This is a genomic window from Mycobacterium dioxanotrophicus (assembly GCF_002157835.1).
GTDB classification, from domain to species: Bacteria; Actinomycetota; Actinomycetes; order Mycobacteriales; family Mycobacteriaceae; genus Mycobacterium; species Mycobacterium dioxanotrophicus.
On sequence record NZ_CP020809.1, the window covers coordinates 4,206,982 to 4,227,675 of the forward strand.

Here is a 20,694-nt window from a genome sequence, read left to right on the forward strand (position 1 = left end):
TCTCTGGCTCAGTCGACTTCGGTGAACGGGCCGACGAGGCGACTGAAGCTCTCCATGGACTTCTGGCCTCGCCATCCGTCCCGGTCGGCCTCGCCTTTCGACTCGTCGAGCCACATGGCGCGGCTTTCGTCCCAGGACCATGTGCCGCCGCAGCGGGCGCGCCAGGCTCGGTCGCGGTGAACTGGTAACAGAACCGGGACGGTGCACGGGGTGTCCAAGGGAGTCCTCCTGGTCCATCGGGTCTCGTGGAATGTACGGTAGGCGGCCGAGCCGCACCCCGTCACCAGCGGCGCGGGCCTCCGTAGCCCGTTCCTGAGGCTGTCGCCTGGTGGGGCCAGTCCGCGCCGCGGCGATCCTTCGGTTCCCGATCGCCTTACACTGCGGATGCCGATTGAGGTGCCATGTCGTTTGCTACGACACACTGATGGTATCCGCGACGGCATCGAACGAGAGGCGGCGCGCAATGGGCGGCAATGAAGGCTCGATCGCAGTCGACAAGGCTGCATTGGATCGGGACATAGCGGAGATCAAGCGGATCGCAGCTGAGCTGCGCGGGTTCGTCAAGACGTTCGACGCCGTTGGGGCAGCGGCGGAATCTGATGCCAAGACGTTCACCGCCGATGGTGCGGTCTCCCCCGTCTACACACCCGTGGTCGCTTCGCTGAAGGCGTGGGCGGCCGCGTTGAAGGACGCGATCACCGCCACCTGCGACAGCGCCGAGAACTGCGCCGACACCGCCAAGGCGAAGGGCTACGCCATGGTCGGCATCGACCTGAAGGCCGCTGACGACGTCCGCAAGGCCTGACTGGGCACCGGGGACTGAGGAGGACAGGGATGAGCGAGGATGGCGCGGACAATGTCGCTATCGGCGACAAGTTCGGCGATGCGTGGCAGAAACTCGACACCGTCGCAAAAGCGTTGGCCAGTGTGGCAACCGAAACCGAGACGGCCGCGACAACCGTGGCGTCGAAAAGCAGCAGCAGCAGCCCGGCTGCGGGCGCGGTTCCCGGTACGTCAGCCCCCTTGGTGCCGTTGGCCTCCGCGTTCAACGACACAATGGCCAACCTAAAGACACGAGCGAAATCCAAGGAATCTTCGGTGCGTTCGGATGTGACCGGGCTGCAGACTTGGGCCAAGACGACGCACAACATCGATGTCACCGCGGCTGCCGCAGTTCCCGGCGCCGGCGGCTCCGAACCCACCCCGAAGGCCGGTACCGCTGATTCCCCGGCCACGGGCACTCCCAACAGTGCACCGCTGCTTCCGGTGACACCACCTCCATCTCCGCCCGGCACGGTGCCGGCGGCCCCGGGATCCTCGATCTTCGCTGGACCTTACGGCGACTCCTCGGCCCCGGCCCCGGCAACGACGCCGAAGCCGAATCCGCTGACACCCGATCCGTCGATACCGCCCGCGTTCTCGATGAAGTAGACCCGAAACGACTTCGAGACGGCTCTGAAAGGACAAACTGTGGCAAACGAAGTCACTATCAGCTCGCCCGAACAGTTCCAGGCGACCCTGAACACGCTCACAACGCTGCGCGGTCAGCTCGACTCGGCGCTGAAGGCCTCCGACGCGGTGACCGAGGCAGCCGAGGCAGCCGCCAAGCCCGGCACCGGCGCTTCGGACGAAATCGCCCCGGCACTTGAGCCTTTCACCTCATCGCTGCACACAGACATCACCAAGGTAAATGAGTTGGTAAACGCCGGTGGCGGCTCTATCGGGTCGGTGACCTCAGACCTGGCGGCGCTTCTGCGGGGAATCACGGGCACCGACGCGACAGCGGCCGAGACAGCGAGGGCGGTCTGACATGGCAGGGGAAATCAGCAGCAACGAGCTGGTCATCACCGAGCCCGGCAAGATCGCGCAGGATCTGCCGGCCAGCTCCGGCGGTACCGCCGGCAGCCCCGGCGTACATCCCGGACTAACAGCTGCGGTCGACGACACCACCAAAGACGGTGAGCGAGCGCGCGACAAGGTCAAGGAGGGCTCGGACAAGACCAGCAAGTTTGGCGAGGGCGTCAAAAGCATCGACAAGAAGGGCGGCGACGGTGTCAATGCGATCCCCGCTGCCTTGCTCAGCGCGTTCGGTGCCGGAGCGAGTTCGCTGCTCGGCGGTGCCGGCAACCTTGGTTCGGGGATGCAGATGCCGCAGGTGCCGTCTTCCAGTCCCGGTGGATCGATCAATTCGCCCCTGTCCAGTCCGAACGGTGCGCAGGCACTGTCCAAATTGCTCGGTGGCGACGGCTCGATGGGCACGGGTTCTCTCACCGCCAAGGGCAAGGTCGGCGCGGGCGGGCCGACTTCACCTGGCTCCACCGAGTACCAGCAGCGGATCATCGAGCTAGCTAAACAGGTTGTCGCTGAAGGAATTCCGTACGCATGGGGTGGAGGTAGCATCGACGGGCCCAGCCAGGGCATCAGCGACGGCGGAGCGGCCGACGCCGCGGGCGACTACGACAAGATCGGGTTCGATTGCTCGGCGCTTGCCCGTTACCTCGTATACCAGGCATCCGGAGTGGAGATTCCCCGCGTGTCCGGCGAGCAGTATGCGGCTGGGCAGCTCGTGAGTGCCGCCGACGCGCGTCCCGGTGATCTCGCCTTCGATGACAACCCAGATCACCACGTCATGGTTTATGTCGGTGACGGCCAGGTTGTCGAAGCCCAACAGTCTGGGACCAATGTCATGTTCAGCGACGCCGCAAGCCGCGGGGCTACTCAATTCGTGCGCGTGGTCAGCGACTCGTAGGCCGCGCCGGGCCCGCCGCCGGTGGACCCCAGCCCCCAATATGGCAACACGACACGCACCCCATCTCCGGCGGTGCGGCCTGACAGAGAGGACGGAACCGCTCCGTGTCCCCCACTGACATTCCCCCCGTCCCCACCCCGCACTCCGCCGAGATCATCGGTACCAACTTCCCGACCACGTCGGAGACGCAGACGGTGGCTTCGGCGTTGCAGTTGTTCGAGCAATCCGCCGCATCGGTTGGCACGGGCAACACCGCTGAGGTGATGTACGCGCTGATCGAAGCCAACGCCACCGGTAACACTCCTGATCAGCTGCTCTCCGGGTTCACTGAGGACCAGCGGGCGGCGTTTGACCGGGCACTGGCGCAGCTGAATATGGGTAACGGTGCCAGTGTGATGGCACAGGACATCCTTAACACCAAGATCCAACTCAACGGTGTGGCCACGACTTTCGAGACGGCCGTGGAGGAGTTGATCGCGTCCTACGCCGGGTCGGGCGGTCCCAACTCGCCCAAGAACCAGGCCGAGTTCACGCAGAAATACAACGAGTTGCTGCAGGCGGCCAAGGACCAGGCCGACCAGATCGGTGGCAACCACAACAGCACCCAGGAGGAGTTGGTCAGCGGCGTACAGAAGGGAGCTACACCCACCATTCCTTCGACGATGGCTCCGATGCCTGAGAACGGCCAGATGGTGCCCGGAATGCCCGATGGCGCTCTGGCGTCGCTGCTGCAGAACGTCGGCGGCCAGGTGTCGAAGGTGGGATCCGGGATGCCTAACCTGGGTCAGCAGGCCCAACCGCTCGTCCAGGCCGGGCAGTCGGTGATCCAGGATCTGATGAAGAAGCTGCCCGGCAACAACGGCGTGCCGATCAGCGACGACGCACTGTCACGGCTCACCAAAGCCTCAGGGCTTGCCGATAGCAGCAACCCGCTATCGGGACCGCGCGCAGACAAGACCGGAAGTTCCGAGAACAACAGCACCGCGGGATCTCCACTCGGCCGCCCACTCAGCGGGTCACGTGACGGGGAGAACGCGCGCTACACCCCCACAGGAACCTCCCCCAAAGAGGAGGAAAGTCCAGTCGAGGTGCCCGCAGGGGAAACTCGGGCCGATACGCCATCGGAACCGGCAACCACTGCGGCACCGCCACCGGCAGCACCAACCACGACTCTGTCCTCGGGCGAGGCAGTCAGCGGCAACAGCTCGTTGTCGACGCCAACGACCCATGTCTCCTCGGGTGACGCGGGCGCAGGTACCAACACGCTGAGTCCGGGCACAGGTGCGCCCGGGTCATCGGTGTCCCCGGGCGTGCCGATGGCACCCGCGATGGGTCCGATGATGGGGCCAATGGGTGGCGGACTGGGCGGCCTGGGGGCTACTGGCGGCGCAGCCGGTGTACGTCCTACCAGTGGTCCCGCGATCAAGCCCGGGAAGGATTCCGATTCCGTCGCGTATGTGCCAAAGGAACGTGAAACCCCTAGGGAACTTTTCGATTTCGGAGCGGATCTCAAAGGCCTTGACCATGCCACGGACATGGACCTGGTCGCAGCGTCTATCGTCGCGGGAATCTACCGGGCGCACCGCCGAGAGGGCCGAGTCATCCAGGTGGCTGTGGGGGTGAACAGCTCCGAGGCAGTGTTCGTCACCGGTGACGGTCTCGGATTTCTGGCGCCGGGTATGCGGGCCGCACCACACCTGATTCCGTTGATTACCAAGGTCTCCGATGGATTCGCCGCCCGGTGGCTGGGGTGTGACCAGCCGTGGCGGCCATTGCTGGAGGCGGTGGCGGTCGGTGTCGTCGGCCCGTTCGACGCAGTGGTGGCCACCGACCCCGAAGCTGCCCGCAGCGGGGTGTTGGTGCTCTCGGAGCAGGAGATCGACGCGGTGAACATCGCCGCCGGCTCCAAAGACCGTTGGGGTTTCGATGCGATCGACCCTGAAGACATCGACGACACCCTGACCTATCTGTCCACGGTGTGGGGTCGCCCCGTGCAGGCAGCGGCGGATCTGGAACGTCTGGTCAGTCAAGCCCGATGGACCGGCGGTGCGGGGCCGGGCCGGTATCCCCGGATGTGGGCCCGCTACCTGCTGTCGGCGGCGCTGGCCGACCGCACCGCCGGAGACATCGACGATGCCCGTTACGCGCTGCGCTGCGCGCTGCGGGTCCCTGAGCCTTTCGGAGGTGGGCAGTGACGCAGGTTGAGCCGTTGATTGTCGGCGGGATACCGCTGGTGCGGCTGTCGGGCACGGTGACTGAACGAAGTGGCGCCGAACTCGCGTCCAAGGTGATGGGCGCGATCTTCTACTCGAGCCACGAGGTGCGTCCGTTGTCCCTGCAGCAGCCCCGGTTGGCCGACAAAACACCCCCGTGACGCCATGCGTCGCCACGCGGCCAGGTACGCAGTTGGGCTACCGATTTGCCAGGCGCACTGGAGGACATGACATTTCGACAGTGCCCGCGACACGGCACATCGACCGTCGCTGGAGTGAAGACGTGGAATGATTTCAGCTAGAGCAAACTCGGCCAGCTCCCGTCCAGGGCCGATGATCGCGAACGTGAGGAGAGAAAACGATGACCATTGGAGTAAGCAGCTTCGCCGACGTTGTCGGCCAGGTGTCCGGACTGATCACCGAGACGACCGGATTCACGGCGGCAGCTGGGACCGCGACCGCCGCCGCTGCGGCGGTCACCCCGCCCGGAAACGACGCCGACTCGGCAATGGCGGTCACTCAGCAGGCCGTGACGACCGCCGATTTCATCGCGATGCTCGGGTTGGGCATCGAGCAGCTTGGTGAGCGTGCCGCCGAGACCGCTAGTGTCAACGGCACTTTCGAGGCACTCAACGCCGCCGGTGGACTCGCGGCTATGGCTGTTTGATCTGACCCGTCTCCGGAAATCCCCCTCGCCGGAGACGGGCCGGCTCGATGCCGCTGGTTTCATTGCCTCCCCGGCAAGAACCAGCGGCATCGCTAGTTTTCGGAGGCGGTTCCGGACGCGCCGCGGGACATAGTGCACAGCCGCCCCTGGTTACGGTGCTCGCACGGTGGCCGCTGCAGGGGCAGTCGCCGGCGGAAGGAGCCGAAGTGCGTGAGATGTGGGAACTGCCACGGCCAAGTGCGGGCAGCCGTGCGACCCGCGTCGTGTTGACGCTGGCGCTGGTGTGGGCAACGGTGGCGGTCCCACTGACCGTCTGGCTGGCTTTGCGTACCCCGCCACCAGAACCGGTGCCAGCCACCCGAACCCCGTCGGTGCTCGAAGCCGCAGCGTTGCGCTACGCCGGCCAGACCCTGTCGACGGGGCCGGTGACACTGGCCTCGACGGTGACGACGGCGACCGCGCGGCTGGAGGTTCAAGAAACCGCCGATCCCTCACACGCCGTCTCCTACGGAAAAGTGCGCTCAGGTACGCAGACCGCCGAGCTGTTGGTGATCGGCACCCGTGTGCTGCTGCGAGGTGATTCGGCGTTTTGGTCCAGTGTCGGTGTCCCCACCGCAGAGCCCGGGTGGATCGAAGTCGGTGACCGTCTCGGACGCATCCCGTTCCCACTGTCCGAGGCCATCACGGCACTGGGCGCAGACAAGGTGGAGGTGAACACCCCTGCGGCCGGGTCGGACACGATGACGGCGCGTATCGGCAACTTGGTCGCCGACTTCAACGCGGCGGGGGTATCAGCGTTGACTGTCAGAGGACGCAGTGCGGCGGTGACGCGTGCCCCCGCCGACGCACCTGCCCGCGTGTCGGCAGTGGCGGGCTCCGATCCGGCCGCGGCGAAATTGGTCGGCGCTTCCGGATCACTGACGGTTTCGGCGCCGCCCGCGCCGGAGCCCCCACCAGTTCCGGCCCCGGGTTCCTGACCACCGGCCGCTGGTCTTTCGAAAACCGCTGTCAGCGAGGGGACATGACAGCCTCAGCGGTCCGTGTCCGCGTTGTCGGGCACAGTTTCCCGGTGGCACCCTGGCCAGCACACCCCGACTGCATGAGAGGCAGACGCAAATGACGGCACAACCCTGGTCCCTGCCGCCCGAGCTGAGCGCAGGGATGCTCGAAACCGGTTCTACAGGGGCGACGTGGGCAGCCGCGTCGGCCGCGTGGATGGGTCTGGCGTCGACCACCTTGGCAACACTGGGCATCGTTGGCGAACAAATGATGGCCTCACTGTCGTCCATCTCGGGGATGCGTTCGGCCATCCAATCAGCAGCAACGCCACCCTTCATGACCTGGCTGGCTTCCATGGCTGCGATCGCGTTCAAACAGGCGGCGATCAATGCTGTAGTTGCCGAAAGTTATGGAATGTCGCGGACATCGATGATCCCGTCCGAGCAGTCAATCAACAATCGCGTGCGGGAGCTGGCAGCCGAGTCGACCAACTTCTTCGGGCAGAACACACCGCTGATCGGCGAGCTCAATGGCGAGTACGCCGCATACACCGCCCAGAACACCATGATTGGAACCACTTACGGCGAGGTGATCACGGCGGCGACGCTACCGGTGCCGATCCCGCCTCCGCCGCCGCTGAGCAACGCAGCGTCCGCTGTCGCCGACGGTGCTCAGGCGGTGCAAGGGGCTACCAATATGGTGAGCAGCGCCGGACAGGGAGCTTCACAAGCGGCCACGCAGGCCACTTCGGCGGTTACCGATACGGGCGCGAGCACGGCCGGCACCTCCTCGGACATGACCTCGATGCTGGGACAGTTCGGTTCGGTGCTGTCGAGCCCGATGCAGATGGCCTCCAGCTTGCCGCAGTCGTTTCAGCAGCTGCTGTCGGCACCGATGCAGATGTTCGGGTCGTTGTCCGGTATGGGTGATCTGCTCAACGGCGGATCGACCGGAAGTTCCTTCGCGCCTGCGACGTTGGCCGGCGGCGGAGGTCTTCCACTGGGCAGTAACGGGATCAACTCTGCCTCGATGGGTGCCGGCGGGGGCGGCGGAGTCCCCGGAATGGGGGGCATGGGATCGCCGTTGATGGCCAAGCCTACTGGCTCCAGTGACAGTGTCAGTGCGCGGAATACAGTGCTGTCCGGCGTGTCAAATGTCGCCCAGGAGAAAGTGATCGGCAGCGCCCCGGTGGGAACCCCGGGTTCGGGGATGGCACCAGGAGCCGGCGCCGCTGGTGCTGGCGCACGTGACCGCAGCCGCTCCGATTCGGTCGTTCTGTCGTACGCCGGCAGCGGGGACATCCCACGCCGGGCCGCCGAGGGTAATGAGCGCGAGCAGTTCGCTTGAGCGGCACTTCAAGCCACGTTTCCCACTGCATCGCCGCCGAGGACGGCCAGTGCCGCCGGCTCCGCTGGCTCAGGGTCACAGACCGCATACAGCGTGGTGTGATGCTTGGTGACATCTGAGCCAATCACCGCTAGCCGGGTTCCAGCCGGGAGCATCACCGCGTAGCCGCGGCGGGTGCGCACCGCGACACCGCGACGTACGCGTGCCTTCAGGGCAAGCCGGTGGCCTTCCCCGGGCACGACATCCTGGTCGATGCGTCCCAGCGTCGGTGCCGTCAATGTTGCGCCACCGGCGCTGCGCAACTCAGCGGCGAGAGCGCTCACGTCCTGCCATGCAGGGGTCGCGAAGTTGATGGTGACTTCGACTTCAGTACCGAAATCGAAAGGCTCTGCAGCAGCGAGCAGCGTTATCTCGTCACGGTGCACGTTCGGTGATGGCGCTAAAGAAGACTGCCCAGAGATGCTAAGCGAAATTGCCCAGTTGGCTTGAGTGGCTAAGGTTAGCAGGTTCGTCGTTGCAGGGGAACGATTGTGCCGTCGCCGGGGGTGCTGGGGCGGGCAGCTTCTGGAGTGGTCAGCAAAGCGACGATGGTGATGGGTTCGCCGCAATGCGGGCAGGAACGGGTGGCGGCCGGCTGTGGGGCGGGTGGCCGGGCCTCGGTGACGGTGGCGGCGGTGTCGCTGTGTTTGCGTTGCTCCCAGGCGTGTTTGCGGCAGCGGTCTGAGCAGTAGATCTTGGTCGGTGTGGTGGCGGTGAATTCGGTCCAGCAGGCTTGGCAGGAACGGGTCTCAGCTGACATGGGCGGCGACCGCCTTACGCATCGTTTCGGCGGTGGCTTGGTGGTTGCGCAGCCGGTAGCTGGGTCCGTCGATACCGACCACGGTGGCGCGGTGCAGTAGCCTGTCCAACATGGCGGCTGCGACGGTGGCGTCTCCGAAAGCGGTTGCCCAGTCAGCGATCCCAACATTGGTTGTCAGAATCGTACTCGACTTCAGATACCGTTGGTTGATCACCTGGAACAACGCGGATGCCCCATCGCCGGGCAGCGGAAGGTAGCCAAGTTCGTCAATCACCAACAGTTTCGGTCCGGCGAAGAACCGCATGCAGGTGTGCCAGCGGCCTTCCAGGGCGGCTTTGTGGCAGCGGGCCGCCAGGTCGGCGGCGGTGGTGAAATACACCCGGTGGCCGGCCTCGACCGCGCCGCGGGCCAACGCGACGGCCAGCATGGTCTTGCCGACCCCGGGTGGGCCGACGAACAGCACGTTGGCCGCGTCGTCGAGGAAGCGCAGACTGGCCAGGTCGTTGATCAGTTTGGCGTCGACCCCGGGCTGGGCGGCGAAATCGAAATCGGCCATGGTCCAGGGTTCGGGCAGACAGGCGAACCGCAACCGTGAGGTCAGCCGGCGGGCTTCGGTGGCGTTGACCTCGATCTCCAACAGCCGCTCCAAAGCGGCGGTCAGGGACAGGTTTTCGGCGCGGGCGGCATCGAGGATGCGGGGTAGCGCTTCGGCTGCGTCGCCGAGTTTCAGATAGGACAGATGTGCCCGGAGTTGTTGGTATCGGCGGGCTTCGCTCATCTGTGGGACGGTTTTGCTCAAGGGGGTTACTCCTGGTTCTGTTCGGTTGGATGGTGTTGGGGAACAACGGATAGCCGTGCTGCGGTCGCCGCATAGACGGCCAGATCGATCACTACCTTCTGGGCGGGATCGTTCGCCGGGGCACCACGCAGCCGCGCGGCCTCGGCAACGGCGGCCACCGAGGGCGGTCGCCGGGTCTTATGAGTGCAAGGCCTGGCCGTCGAGAACCCGATAGCACTGCCTGTTCGAGCGCGACGACGTGACCGGCATCGCGCACCACCGCGCCGCTGCCGTCGACCGCGCGGCGGTGCGCGGCAACAACGGCTCCCGATGCCGTGGTCAATTGCACGGTGTCAGAGCCCAGGCGGTGGGTGACGGTCACCGTGGCCCCGGCCAGCCCCGGCGGCACCGAGTACTGATTGCCCCGCCAGGACACCAACGCTTGTGGAGTGACGATGCGGTGTTCGGTCAACTCGGCCGGATACGAACCCGTCGGCAGTGACCGTAGTGGTTCGGCATCGGCCAGGGCGCCGACGGTGGTGGCCTGCCCGTCGCGGCGCCGGCGGCGCCCGTCGAGCTTCACGCACAGCCGGTCCAGCGACGCCTGGGCTTGCTCGATCGTGGTGTCGTCGGTGACGGTGCGCCACCAGCGTTGGGCGGCAGCGTGATTGGACTTCTCCACCACACCCTTGCGGTTGCCCCGTCGTGGCGGGCACACATCGACGGCGACAGCGTAGTGTTTGGCCACCCCGGCGAACGCCGCGGTGATCCGGCCCGATTCGGGATGACATACCGTGGCCATCCGGTCGAACCGCCACCGCTGGGTGACCCCACCCAACCGGATGCTGACCGCCTCGATCGCTTCCACGACGTGCGCGAAGTCCTCGGCCGGGGCCAGCGCCCCGCGCCAGCGGCTCGAATGGGCCAACGCCCCGACCAGCAGGTGGGCATGCCGGTCAGCCGCCCACGATGCTGGTGGATCGGGCAGCTCGACCCAGTCCCACTGAGTCTCGACCCCGGCGGATGATCGATGACCGCGACGTCGCGGCCCTTGACCGACTGACACGGCTCGCAATGCGGTCGCAGCCCCAGGTTTCGGATTGCCAGGGTCAGCGACGGATACGAGCCGGTAAAACCTAGCTCGACGAGTTCGTCGAACAGGGTTGAGGCCCACAGGTGCGGATCGTCAGCCAGGCGGATCCGGCAGTACTCGACGAACGGATCGATCACCAGCGGTTCAGAGCGTTGGCGTTGCCCGGGTACTCGTTCCCCAGCCAGATAGGCCCGAACGGTTCGGCGATTGATCCCGAGATGGCGAGCGATCGCCGATATCGACCAACCCTGCTCCCGAAGCGCATGCGCTTCCACATCACCCTCCAGCGACAGCAAACGACGGCCCTCCCATTCATCAGCGGAAACACAACTCCGCTGACGATGAGCAGAACCCCGACAAGCAGTCCGACGACACGCCGAACCACCGCTGCCAACTGGGCACTTTCAATTAGCGAGACTGAGCACTTTCACTTAGCGCCATCATCGGAAGCGTGACGTAATCCTCGAGGCGGGTGTCGGCGCTGAGCTCGTCGCCTGGATCACCACCGTGTCGCATCCTGGCGAGCATCCCATGCGGCGCTTCCACCGGCAGTATGGAGGTGTTCGGGGCCAGTGGCAGTTCGCCTGCGGCCAGTGCTTCGAACGGACCGGTTGCTGCAACCTCTTCGGAGCGCTGGCCGCCGACCAATTCCGCGATCGCTGCCGCCGCTGGGCTGACAAGGAATTTTCCTGGTGCGGCCCCGGGCTGCAGCACCAGCTCCTCGCCCGCTTCGCCGCTGAGCCGGCGCGTCATCGAGGCCACCCAGCTGCGAACGCCTGGTGAACACATCCGCAAGCAGTCCGTGACCGCCTCCCGAGGCCAGCGCGTCGGGCTGCGGGTGTCCCCAGCGCTGGCGGTGATCACCAGAGGTGCGGCGATTCGTGCGGTCCATGCGCCGGGCAGCGCATCAGGTCCCGCGTCGACCACAACGGTTGCGGGGTGTCCGGCGACGGTGATCGTCGAGGTGGCTCGCAGCCAGCGCATCCCTGTCGTACGACGGGAGTCTTCCCGGGTGGCGTAGTCGGGAAGCAGCGCAGTACGGCAACCGAGCATTCCGGTGCTGGAAAGCAGATCGCTGGCGAGTACGCCGGCCAGCGGCGCTGGTGTGGGGGCGTCTTTGGCGGTCATCTCGATCTGGCTGCAGGCGTGCTCGAGGAACCGGATCTGCAACCGTGCCACCAACGCCGCCGCGGCGAACCACTCACGCCACGGGCGCGCCACGGCAGCGTTGAGTGTGTCGGGGTGGCCCGCCGCGGCATCGGCCAGCGCCAGCGCCAAGTAATAGGCATCGAGGACGACCTGCTGATCGGACTCAGCGGCCCTGCGGGTCCGGGAGGGACGTGACAGCAGCACCTGCCGAAGGGCAGCCGCGGCTGACAAATGCAGCATCTGCTCGTCGATGCGATGCCCGGCGGTATAGGCGACGTCGTCGGGATCGGGGTCCACGCCGTTCATCACCGCCGCGATCGCTTTCTGTGCACGGGTCAACCGCAGGGCGTTGGCGCGTACCGCTGACCGGCGGCGAAGCGGAGCCTGTGTCAGATCCATGATGCACACGGTATGCAGCTGTGGAGGTTGTGGTCGTGCCCGCGGCACGACACGCCGGTGTCGCACCTTACGCCTAGATGCCGACACAAGCGCAGCTGCGACCCGCGCCGTGTACGCGAGAACTGGCGGATGCAACCTACTGTGCCCGCCATGATTCCGATCCAGGACGCGGGCCGAGGGACTCTGCTGTACATGCACACTCTGGCTTCGGCACTGGCCACCGCATCCGACGAGACGGTGGTGCTGCTGGGCCTGGCCGGTGTGCGGGAACCGTCCCCCGCCGCGCAGAAGTCAGCGGTGGCCGCACATCTGGACGCCGCGATGGCTCGGCTGGACGCCACGATCCGGTCGAAGAAGGTAGCACCGTCACGGATGCCGCGAGCCACGCAGGGACGCCTGATGATTCAGGACGGCGAGGTCTACGACGCCGTCGCCCACACCTACCAGCCGGGATTCCCTTTCGCCGCCTTCGTCACCGCCTTCGTCGCCGGCAGCCGCGGCTAGACGTGACCCCGTTCCGTCCGCAGATCCAGTCAGATGAGGAGAGCCGATCGTGAGTGAGTCCACCGGGGCGCAGGGTGTGCCCAACCCGACCCACGACGCCGCAACGAGTGACGCGACCAAGCCTGCCGCTGACGCTCCCCCTACATCGGCATCGGGCACCGCACCGACAGCAGCGGATGCTCCTGCCGCTGCTACCAACACCACGTCACCGACGAATGCGGCCAAACCGGCAGCCCCAGCTCCGTCAACGGCCGGCGCCGCCAAGCCCGCCGGCAAGCTCACCGCGACCGGAACGGTCCAGGGAGCCGGGGGCCTCTACAAGGCCCAGTACAGCAGGGGTGTCGATGTTCTCGACAAGGGGATCGAGAAACTCGGCGCCAAAGGAATGGCCAAGAGTGCCTTGAAGATAGGCGCCCGTGCAGTGCCCGGTATCGGCACCGTCGTCGGCCTCGGATTCGCCGCGCAAGACCTCAAAGACGGCGACGTTGTCGGTGCCCTTCTCAATACAATCGGCGCAATCCCCGGCCCCATCGGATGGATCGGATTGGGCGCAGGCCAGGCGTGGGAGGCATTCGGGCCCGACTGGCATCTGTGGGGAAACGGCGGCGCCGGCTACGGCATGTGGGACTCACCCGACGGCACTTCCACACGCATGTTGCCCGCCTCGGCCAGTGAGGCCGCAGGGGTCCGAGAGGTCGACGCGGCGCTGGCGACGGTGCAGCGCAACATCTTCGGCTTCGAAGACGGGCCGAACGGCTCGGTGTGGAACTCGAACCCGCCGGCGGCACTGACCCTGGATACCCCGCAGGTCGAAGCCGCGGTGAAAACGTGGCTGACCGGTATCGCGGACCTGTTCCATCAAATGGATCAGACCATGGCCCAGTCCGGGGAGCCCTACTTCGAGCAGTACCGCCAGAAGCTGGCCCCGCACTTTTCGGCGATCGCGGAACTACCCGACAAAGTGCCCGAGGTGATGGCGCAGCTACGCGCCGGGTCCAAGGCAGCCGAATCCGCCTACGACGCGCTGCTGTCCGCCAACCGCAACGCCCGCAACCAGCTCGCCGACCACGGCGCGCTGACCGATCAATCACCGTCGACAACGCTGAAGAACACCCTCGAAACAGAGCTGACCAAGGTGCAGGCCGCCGCCGACAAGCTGGCGACCGTGTTCGACGGCCCGATCCCGGCACCGGTGGAGGCACGGTCGGCAACCACCAGCCCGCACGACAAGACCGCCACCACCCCGGTCACCGCGCATCCTTCGCCACTGGCCCCGGCACCCGCATCGCCGACCGGGCCGTCGGTGAAAGATGCCGGCAAAGACGATATGTCGGACCTGGGCAATCTGTTGTCGAAGCTGGGCCACACCCCATCCGCCGGTTCGATGGGCACACCGATGGGCACGCCGTCGACCGGATCTGGCGGTGGCGGCACCCCGTTGAACAGCCCGGCATCGTCGAAACCGGATTCTGAGCCCAAGAAGTTGCTCGATGACGACAAGGACCACAAGAAGCGCGAGGACCGCAAGCCCGAGCCGCTGACCGCGGTGAAGTCCGACACAGCCAAGCCGGCGAGCACTGCGCCGGTCACCGCGGGGGCTGCCCCCGCCGCGCCGGTGACCGGTGTTCCACCGACCGCCAAGCCGGCGGCCGCACCCGAGCAGAGCAAAGAGGTTCAAGTGAAAGACCGCAAAGTCACCTTCCCCGACGCCAAGAGCGCCAAGCTGGCGCAGGTGCTGGCGGCCGCCGATCCGACGCATCCGGTGTCGCTGGCCGATGCCGCTGCCCAGGCCGGACTCAAGCCTCCGGTACCGGGTCAGGACCTTGGACAGCAGGTCGCACCGGTCGACGCCAAACCCGGCGACATCCTCGACACCGGTGACAAGAAGTTCATGCTGCTCGGTGACGGCGCGTTCTACGACCTGTCGGAGTACAAGGTGGTCGACGCGAGCGCGCTGCCGCAGGACATGGGTGAGCGCGCCGCGTACTTCCATCTCGAGGATGCCGGTGCCGCATCCTCACCGGTATCCGGTCAGGCTCCCGCCGCGACGACCTTCGACGTTCCCGGCGGGACCCCCGAGCCACACGTTCCGGCCGACGGATCGCCAGCATCACCGGCCGCGCCCGCAGGGGCCCCGGCCGATCCTGCCGGGGCGCCGGAATCCGGGGCGCAGGCCATCCCGTCCGTCGGGACTCCCGGTGTGCCACGCCAGGGCGAGGGTGGGCCGGCCAACGCCGCGGCCACCGACACCGGCACCGGAACCGACGTCCCGTCGTCAACGGCGCCGCGGCTGGATCCGGGTGCGGTCAAGTAAGTGCGGATACGCGGAAGGAACGATTGATGGCCGGTGAGATCAGCAGTGACGGAGCGGCGCTTGTTTCCGGGGCGCAGAAGGCCGACAGCACGCTTCCGGGCAATGCTGACCGCACCCCCGGGGCTGCGGGGGTGCATCCAGGGTTGACGGCGGCAGTCGACGACACCACCAAAGACGGTGAGCGAGCGCGCGACAAGGTCAAAGACGGCACAAAGAAGACCGACAAGTTCGCCAAGGGTGTCGAGGATCTCGACAACAAGGGCGCCAAGGGCGTCAACAATGTTGGCTCGATGCCCACGGTTCCGTCATCGGCACCCCAGCAGAGCGCACCAACGGCTCCCTCGCCCGCACCGATGCCGGCCCCGGTGCCCGCAACCCCGCCAGCCGGTGTCACCAGTATCGACCCACAGATTCTGGCAGCGCTGATCGAAGCGTCGCGCGCGCAGGCCGAATCCGATGGCGCCAATGGAATCTTCCCTCACAGCGACGATCCGTTCGCAGGCTCTTCGGCGACCTCGCCACAAAACCCCGATCCCCTTGACGTATCGCAAGTGTCGCTGGCGAAGTACCCCGGCGGACCGCTAACGGCCCAGGAAACAGCGTCCGTGATCAATCAGGCGCTGACCATCAACGGGATCCCTGATGACCCTGCACTGCGTGAGCAGTGGCAGGCCCTGTATCAGCACATGTCCCAAGGCGAGTCCGGCGGAAATCCGAACGCCGGCAATGGATGGGATTCCAACGCGACCGGAATGATCATGGAGGATGGGTTACCGTCCAACAGCAGCCGCGGTCAATGGCAGTGCATTCCGTCCACATTCGCGGCCTACCACATGGCAGGTACGTCGAACTCGATCTACGATCCGGTCGCCTCAGCGAGCGCTTCGATCAACTACGTCATGGACACTTACAAGGTCGGGGCTGACGGTTCGGGTCTCGGCGCGTTCATGTCGCGTCAGGGGGTCGGTACGGGTGGATACCAGGGCTACTGAGCCGGAAGCTGTTGTCGTGCCTTGTCAGTCGGACCGGGTGACGGCGGCGACACGGTGCCGCGACGCACCGGGGACGATCTCCCAGTTCCCGTGGCGAACGAAACCGGCTAGGGCAAGCGCGTCGTAGGCGGCCAGGGCGCTGGTGGCTTCGCTGGTCACCTCCACTGCGGATTCTCCTGCACCTGAGTCGACCCACACAGCTCCAGAATCTTTGTTCCAGTAGGCATTCGCCATCAGTTTGCCTCGTTTCGCGGGTGTGCTGCTGCTCTTTTCTTCGGCGCGGGCCTGACTCAGCGCCGTCCGTGCAGCAGCGCGGCGGGCGCTTCTGTTCGTGGGGGCCAGGTTCGTGCCGGAGGCGGCGACTTGATCAAGGATCGAGGTCAGGCGTGCGAGGTCTGATGGTCCGTGCCGATTCTCGTGACGAGTGTCGTTCAAGGCGCTGCGTCTTCCTCTTCGTTTTGATGTGCCATCATCAGTGTCAGGCGCTTAGGAGACCGGTGTCGTCGAATAGCGTCGGCGGGTCGGGCGCCAGCGCCGCACCGAAAGTGATTCGCGCGTTTGTGTGCGTGCAGAGGCGCGGCCTCAGGGGCGCGTCGATCCGCCCGCACTTTGCCTGTACCGCATTGCGGGAGGCGATAACTCGTACCAGATGTGCGACGCGCTCATCGTCAATCGCCCAGACGCATCCGGGGTGCGGCGCCTGCGACCAGTAGCCGAGCCCAAGCGCCCGGCAGGCTGCGATCTCTTGCCGCGTCGTCGCGGGAATTGCCGTGACCTCGCCGATGATCTGTTGGGAGCCCATGCCGACATAATACTCTCCATTTTAGAGATATACAGGTGCGGGAATCGATCAGCCGCCTTCGAAGAGCTCCGTTGCATACTTCGCCAACTCCGCGAAAAGCAGGCCCCAGTCCGCAGCTTTGTCGGCGGCACTGAACATGGGGTCAGCGGCGGCCAGGATCGGCTGAGTGTTGTTCAGCGACCACACCTCGCTCCACTGCCATAGAGACGGGGACCACACATGCACACACGCCGCCGCGTCCTGCTCGTTCACGTGCAGCGACCAGCGGAACCGGAGCTCTCCGTGGTGTGTCAATTTCGTGAGGTCAACAGGCCGACCCTCCCGGACATCAATCTCGTGTGCGCAGATCTCTGGAGGCAGGATCATCCGAGCTCCCCTGACGGTTCAACCAACCAGCCGCGAACGTCATCGACCCCGGCGGATCGATCGACCGTGATTGCCCGGCTGGCATGGATGCGCCCACCAGACACGTGTATCCCGATACCCATGCTGACGCCTTCACGAATGCGGCGAGCGGTGAAGTACCGGGCCGTGCGCTGGTGCACACCCATCCGTGCTGAACAGCGACGCGGACCAGCTTCGCGGCGATTTCGTTGTCCACCTCCGCGTTACGCTCGGGCGACGCAGAGGAATCTGCGGTTTCGATGGTGGTGATTGTCGCCACGGCCCCGGTGCACCGCCTCTCTGTCACTGCCTCACGCTTCCAGCCGTTCCGGAACACGTGTTCGAATTATTGCAAGGAAACGCAATCGGCATAGACGACACGCCGTTTCCGGTTTCTGCGTTCGAGACCGGCATTTCCTCCCTTTCAACGTAGCGTCGCAGGCGCGTTTCAGGCATCTCCCACCCTTGCCCGAGGCGCTGTCAAAACCACCGGCCAGGAGAGTTTGCGCGATGAGCCCAGACACCAGCACCCCACAGGTCGACACTGTGACGTTGACCAGGATGGTGTCACTCGGTGCGCATCTGATGCCACTGAAGGCACAGCTAAAGAGACCGACACAGACAGGTTGGCCGTTCGCGCCCGCCTACACCGTGGACCAGATCGCAGAGCACATGCACCGCGGCGGAAACGTCGGTGTGAACCTGTCGCTGAGCCGGATGATCTGCTTGGACGCCGAGAACACCCACGCCACGATTGCCGTGCAAAATGCGGGGCTACGTGTCACCGTCATTCCGGCAAAAGCGCAGATGAATCAACCCCACAACAAGAAGTGGGGCGGGTCGCACACCTGGCTGCGCGTCCCCGACGGCATGGACGCCGCGACCCTGCCTGCCGACGCCATGGGGATTTCGCTGCCTGGCGGTGGCCTGATCGATGTGCTGGCCGGAACCCGCTATGCCGTCGCACCCGGATCGAAGCTTGCCGAGGCTCCGCAATACTCCTACGCCGCCGCACAAGGCGGCCCGCTGGACCACAGCGCCTATGGCGCCGACCCTGCGTTGAATCTCGATGTGGCTCCTGCGTGGCTGTTCGATCGCAGCGTGCCCGTTCCGGCAGGACTGGAACCGCTGCACGGATGCCTGGCGCCGCGGCCGCAGACCGTTTATGACCGTGTAACTGCCGATGCCCGTTCGATCGAGCTCACTGATGCTGTCGACGCGGTCTCCTGGGAGACCTGGATCGCCGGGGATCACCGCATCACCCTGGTCGGGCAGGTCGACGGCTGCGGGTGCGACATCGCGCACTGGGCAGGGTCTGACAACGAGAAATCCATGACGCTGCACGACCGCTGCGAAGTCGGCAACGGCGCACACGTGTGGAGCGCAACGATGATCGCCCAGCTCGGCTTGCCCGGCGACCACGTCTCGCGGCTGGAGCTTGCGGCCAAGCTGCGCGGGTGCAGTGTCGTCGAAGCCGGCCGCGCGCACGGGATCTCGATCGGAGGCAGTTCCGAGTCGCTGGCGCCAGTACTCCCCGAACACTACGAACAACAGGCTGCCGACGCGGAACGTAGCGGTGCGCATACCCGCGCCAAGCTGCTCCGGCAAGCCGCCGAGGGCCTGCGCGAAGCGCTGGCACGTGACGGCGTCGTGCGCGAGAACAGTGACGAGATGTATACCTCGTCACCGATCGCCGGCGGCGCGCCCACTCCACCGGTGATCGAAGTGACTCGGCCGCCGGAGGCGGCTGTCCACGCCGAGACGGCCCCCTCGCTGACCGATGGCGCTACAGCGCTAAGCCCCCGGCCGGCACCTCCCCCGATGCCTGCCTCTGTGCCACAGCCGAAACCGCGTAAGGTGCGGCGCTTTCCGGAAATCAGCGACGTCGCCGACATGCCGATACCTGGCGACGATGAGATCTACGAGTACCCGTTCCCCCGCACGCCCGAGCACGTTCCAGCGGTGCACAGCACCCGCACACAGTGGGCCGAGATGCTCCCCCCAATCGCCAACCGCAAAACGCACGAGACAATTGAGCACGAGTGGATCTTCACCGCGACCCCAGGGTTATCTCAGGTCGCCGCGGCTGCCGATGCACGCGGGGTTGGCCGGTGGGGAATGCTGGGCGCGCTGCTGCCGCGAGTGGCGGCCAATGTCCCGCCGACTGTGCGGTTGATCCCCGCCGACGGGTCGATCCCCGCCGAGACCGGACCCACTGGAGCGGGGACCTCGATCAACCTTTACAGCGTGCTGGTCGGCCCCCCTGCCTCGGGCAAGTCGGTGACGCTGACAGCCTCCGACACGCTGGTCCCAGGGGTGATGATGGTCCCGGTCGGCACCGGTGAAGGGATCTTGAAGCTGTTCCCCCGCGCCGGCGGCGAATCGGTGGAGGCAGCCGAGGACCGATCGGCAGACGGAGAAGCTCCGCATATCGGCAGCGTCGGCGAGGAGCGCGCCTGCGACTCAGTGCTGCTGTCTTCTGACGAGATCGACGTGTTCGTTGCTGAGATGGGGCGCCAGGGCACCAAGGCCACCGGCCTCTACCGCCAGATGTGGATGGGTGGGGATGTCGGAAACATCACCTCCGACCGGGAACGCCACTCGATGGTTACCGCGCACACCTACCGATTCGGGATCCGCCTGGGCGCCCAGCCCGAAGCGGTCTCACCTCTGTTCAGTGAATCCGATCGCGGCACCCCGCAACGCTTTTTGTGGCTGGGCGCTCAACGGATGCCGATGCGTGGCGGGTACTACCCCGAGAGGCTGCAGATCGCCCCGGTCTACTGGTACGGCGGTGCGCCGTCAATGCTTCCGCAGACCGGCGGTCCTCGCCCCCCGGTATGGGTGAAGCCGCCCCCGGCGGCCAAAGAGTTCATGGACGATGAACTGTGGCGCAGCGCTACTGCCAACCCGATGAGTCCCTCGGGAGGTTATGTCGCCGCTGAGGCTGTAGCGGACCGTGCCAGCGCGATCGCTGACCGGCACGCACTGCTACAGCAGCTCAAGGTCTGTGTGGTGTTGGCGGTGCTGGACGGATTAGCCCAGCCGCAGGATGTGCACTGGTACGCCGCCGAGGCGGTCATGGAGGTGCGCAGGAGAGTCATCAAAGAGCTTGTCGCCGTGGCAGATGCGGTGCGCGACGAGCAGGCCCGCAAGAGAGGCAAGGAACAAGGGATCATGCGTCGACACGCTGATGCGGCCTACGAGACCGAGTCGCGGACCCGTGGCGCTGAAGCCAACGCTGCGGTGATGAATGCTGCATTCGCGTTGACCCGGCAGCGCATTCCACTGACGATCGATGCACTTGCCGCTGAAATGGAGCACACCCCGCTGGGCAATCCGGACTTTGTAGGCGAGGCGGTTCGGTCAATGGTGTCGGCCGGTCAGATGGCTCCGACCGACGACGGTAGAACGTATGTGCTCACGTTGCGCACCGAGCCGGGGGACAACACGGTAACCCCGCTTCGTCCGGCCCCGCCGATCTCCTCGATCGGATAGACGAATT

At 65.9% G+C, this 20,694-nt stretch carries 21 protein-coding genes and 1 pseudogene; 13 read left to right on the forward strand and 9 right to left on the reverse strand.

The window, feature by feature from the left end; translation table 11 throughout:
* Positions 1 to 8: 8 nt before the first annotated feature.
* Entirely contained in the window at positions 9 to 218 is a 210-nt protein-coding gene (locus BTO20_RS39455; protein ID WP_157680279.1) for a hypothetical protein, read from the reverse strand.
* 245 nt (positions 219 to 463) lie between these two features.
* Here BTO20_RS39455 and BTO20_RS20410 point away from each other — a divergent pair, with 245 nt between their 5' ends.
* The 9 genes from BTO20_RS20410 to BTO20_RS20450 all read left to right on the forward strand — a co-directional run bounded on the left by BTO20_RS20410 (position 464) and on the right by BTO20_RS20450 (position 7,975).
* A complete protein-coding gene (locus BTO20_RS20410) occupies positions 464 to 805 on the forward strand; it encodes a hypothetical protein (RefSeq protein WP_087078030.1) in 342 nt (113 codons plus the stop codon).
* 29 nt (positions 806 to 834) lie between these two features.
* Positions 835 to 1,431: a hypothetical protein gene (locus tag BTO20_RS20415; protein WP_087078031.1), complete on the forward strand. Its 597-nt coding sequence runs from the start codon at positions 835 to 837 to the stop codon at positions 1,429 to 1,431.
* A gap of 39 nt (positions 1,432 to 1,470) precedes the next feature.
* Positions 1,471 to 1,809 (forward strand): hypothetical protein, encoded by a 339-nt coding sequence (locus BTO20_RS20420; RefSeq protein ID WP_087078032.1) that lies wholly within the window; start codon positions 1,471 to 1,473, stop codon positions 1,807 to 1,809.
* A 1-nt stretch (position 1,810) separates the two neighbouring features.
* Positions 1,811 to 2,749, forward strand: coding sequence for a C40 family peptidase (locus BTO20_RS20425; protein ID WP_087078033.1), 939 nt, complete (start codon positions 1,811 to 1,813; stop codon positions 2,747 to 2,749).
* Between the two features lie 104 nt (positions 2,750 to 2,853).
* Positions 2,854 to 4,944, forward strand: a complete 2,091-nt coding sequence (locus BTO20_RS20430) for a hypothetical protein (protein ID WP_232490789.1) — start codon at positions 2,854 to 2,856, stop codon at positions 4,942 to 4,944.
* Entirely contained in the window at positions 4,941 to 5,123 is a 183-nt protein-coding gene (locus BTO20_RS20435; RefSeq protein ID WP_087078034.1) for a hypothetical protein, read from the forward strand. The genes BTO20_RS20430 and BTO20_RS20435 overlap by 4 nt, the downstream gene beginning before the upstream one ends.
* Before the next feature lie 200 nt (positions 5,124 to 5,323).
* The gene (locus BTO20_RS20440; protein WP_047036684.1) at positions 5,324 to 5,629 is read left to right on the forward strand and encodes a hypothetical protein; all 306 of its coding nucleotides are present in this window, start codon (positions 5,324 to 5,326) and stop codon (positions 5,627 to 5,629) included.
* A gap of 206 nt (positions 5,630 to 5,835) precedes the next feature.
* Positions 5,836 to 6,606, forward strand: coding sequence for a hypothetical protein (locus BTO20_RS20445; RefSeq protein WP_157680280.1), 771 nt, complete (start codon positions 5,836 to 5,838; stop codon positions 6,604 to 6,606).
* Positions 6,607 to 6,745: 139 nt separating this feature from the next.
* Positions 6,746 to 7,975 (forward strand): PPE domain-containing protein, encoded by a 1,230-nt coding sequence (locus BTO20_RS20450; RefSeq protein ID WP_087078036.1) that lies wholly within the window; start codon positions 6,746 to 6,748, stop codon positions 7,973 to 7,975.
* Positions 7,976 to 7,983: 8 nt separating this feature from the next.
* Here the strand turns inward: BTO20_RS20450 and BTO20_RS20455 are convergent, their stop codons facing one another.
* The 5 genes and pseudogenes from BTO20_RS20455 to BTO20_RS20475 form a co-directional block, all read right to left on the reverse strand.
* Complete coding sequence (locus BTO20_RS20455) at positions 7,984 to 8,400, reverse strand: hypothetical protein (protein WP_087078037.1); 417 nt, start codon at positions 8,398 to 8,400, stop codon at positions 7,984 to 7,986.
* Positions 8,401 to 8,474: 74 nt separating this feature from the next.
* Positions 8,475 to 8,774 carry a hypothetical protein gene (locus BTO20_RS20460; RefSeq protein WP_087072533.1) on the reverse strand — a complete coding sequence of 100 codons (300 nt, stop codon included), beginning with the start codon at positions 8,772 to 8,774 and terminating at the stop codon, positions 8,475 to 8,477.
* Positions 8,764 to 9,552 carry an IS21-like element helper ATPase IstB gene (istB, locus tag BTO20_RS20465; RefSeq protein ID WP_087072468.1) on the reverse strand — a complete coding sequence of 263 codons (789 nt, stop codon included), beginning with the start codon at positions 9,550 to 9,552 and terminating at the stop codon, positions 8,764 to 8,766. Before istB ends, BTO20_RS20460 begins: the two co-directional genes overlap by 11 nt.
* Before the next feature lie 26 nt (positions 9,553 to 9,578).
* Positions 9,579 to 10,941: pseudogene (locus tag BTO20_RS40600) on the reverse strand (Mu transposase domain-containing protein).
* Positions 10,942 to 11,053: 112 nt separating this feature from the next.
* The gene (locus BTO20_RS20475; protein ID WP_087078038.1) at positions 11,054 to 12,193 is read right to left on the reverse strand and encodes a hypothetical protein; all 1,140 of its coding nucleotides are present in this window, start codon (positions 12,191 to 12,193) and stop codon (positions 11,054 to 11,056) included.
* Positions 12,194 to 12,343: 150 nt separating this feature from the next.
* Here BTO20_RS20475 and BTO20_RS20480 point away from each other — a divergent pair, with 150 nt between their 5' ends.
* Genes BTO20_RS20480 through BTO20_RS20490 form a run of 3 tightly spaced genes read left to right on the forward strand, consistent with a single transcriptional unit; the run spans position 12,344 to position 16,003 of the window.
* A complete protein-coding gene (locus BTO20_RS20480) occupies positions 12,344 to 12,697 on the forward strand; it encodes a hypothetical protein (protein ID WP_019346742.1) in 354 nt (117 codons plus the stop codon).
* Between the two features lie 49 nt (positions 12,698 to 12,746).
* Positions 12,747 to 15,011 (forward strand): hypothetical protein, encoded by a 2,265-nt coding sequence (locus BTO20_RS20485; protein ID WP_087078039.1) that lies wholly within the window; start codon positions 12,747 to 12,749, stop codon positions 15,009 to 15,011.
* A 26-nt stretch (positions 15,012 to 15,037) separates the two neighbouring features.
* Entirely contained in the window at positions 15,038 to 16,003 is a 966-nt protein-coding gene (locus BTO20_RS20490) for a transglycosylase SLT domain-containing protein (protein WP_087078040.1), read from the forward strand.
* A gap of 24 nt (positions 16,004 to 16,027) precedes the next feature.
* On the opposite strand, the gene BTO20_RS39460 is transcribed toward BTO20_RS20490, so the two are convergent.
* The 3 genes from BTO20_RS39460 to BTO20_RS20500 all read right to left on the reverse strand — a co-directional run bounded on the left by BTO20_RS39460 (position 16,028) and on the right by BTO20_RS20500 (position 17,099).
* Positions 16,028 to 16,168, reverse strand: coding sequence for a hypothetical protein (locus BTO20_RS39460; protein WP_157680281.1), 141 nt, complete (start codon positions 16,166 to 16,168; stop codon positions 16,028 to 16,030).
* A gap of 313 nt (positions 16,169 to 16,481) precedes the next feature.
* Entirely contained in the window at positions 16,482 to 16,805 is a 324-nt protein-coding gene (locus BTO20_RS20495; RefSeq protein WP_075909311.1) for a DUF7457 domain-containing protein, read from the reverse strand.
* Positions 16,806 to 16,853: 48 nt separating this feature from the next.
* The gene (locus BTO20_RS20500; protein ID WP_157680282.1) at positions 16,854 to 17,099 is read right to left on the reverse strand and encodes a hypothetical protein; all 246 of its coding nucleotides are present in this window, start codon (positions 17,097 to 17,099) and stop codon (positions 16,854 to 16,856) included.
* A gap of 600 nt (positions 17,100 to 17,699) precedes the next feature.
* Between BTO20_RS20500 and BTO20_RS20505 the strand changes: the two genes are divergently transcribed.
* Entirely contained in the window at positions 17,700 to 20,687 is a 2,988-nt protein-coding gene (locus tag BTO20_RS20505) for a bifunctional DNA primase/polymerase (RefSeq protein ID WP_047036696.1), read from the forward strand.
* Positions 20,688 to 20,694 lie beyond the last annotated feature (7 nt).

Coding starts and splice junctions, on each gene's coding strand:
- BTO20_RS20410 (WP_087078030.1), top strand. CDS start 464: ATGGGCGGCAATGAAGGCTCGATCGCAGTCGACAAGGCTGCATTGGAT.
- BTO20_RS20415 (WP_087078031.1), top strand. CDS start 835: ATGAGCGAGGATGGCGCGGACAATGTCGCTATCGGCGACAAGTTCGGC.
- BTO20_RS20425 (WP_087078033.1), top strand. CDS start 1,811: ATGGCAGGGGAAATCAGCAGCAACGAGCTGGTCATCACCGAGCCCGGC.
- BTO20_RS20440 (WP_047036684.1), top strand. CDS start 5,324: ATGACCATTGGAGTAAGCAGCTTCGCCGACGTTGTCGGCCAGGTGTCC.
- BTO20_RS20450 (WP_087078036.1), top strand. CDS start 6,746: ATGACGGCACAACCCTGGTCCCTGCCGCCCGAGCTGAGCGCAGGGATG.
- BTO20_RS20460 (WP_087072533.1), bottom strand. CDS start 8,774: ATGTCAGCTGAGACCCGTTCCTGCCAAGCCTGCTGGACCGAATTCACC.
- istB (WP_087072468.1), bottom strand. CDS start 9,552: ATGAGCGAAGCCCGCCGATACCAACAACTCCGGGCACATCTGTCCTAT.
- BTO20_RS20475 (WP_087078038.1), bottom strand. CDS start 12,193: ATGGATCTGACACAGGCTCCGCTTCGCCGCCGGTCAGCGGTACGCGCC.
- BTO20_RS20480 (WP_019346742.1), top strand. CDS start 12,344: ATGATTCCGATCCAGGACGCGGGCCGAGGGACTCTGCTGTACATGCAC.
- BTO20_RS20490 (WP_087078040.1), top strand. CDS start 15,038: ATGGCCGGTGAGATCAGCAGTGACGGAGCGGCGCTTGTTTCCGGGGCG.
- BTO20_RS20495 (WP_075909311.1), bottom strand. CDS start 16,805: ATGGGCTCCCAACAGATCATCGGCGAGGTCACGGCAATTCCCGCGACG.
- BTO20_RS20505 (WP_047036696.1), top strand. CDS start 17,700: ATGAGCCCAGACACCAGCACCCCACAGGTCGACACTGTGACGTTGACC.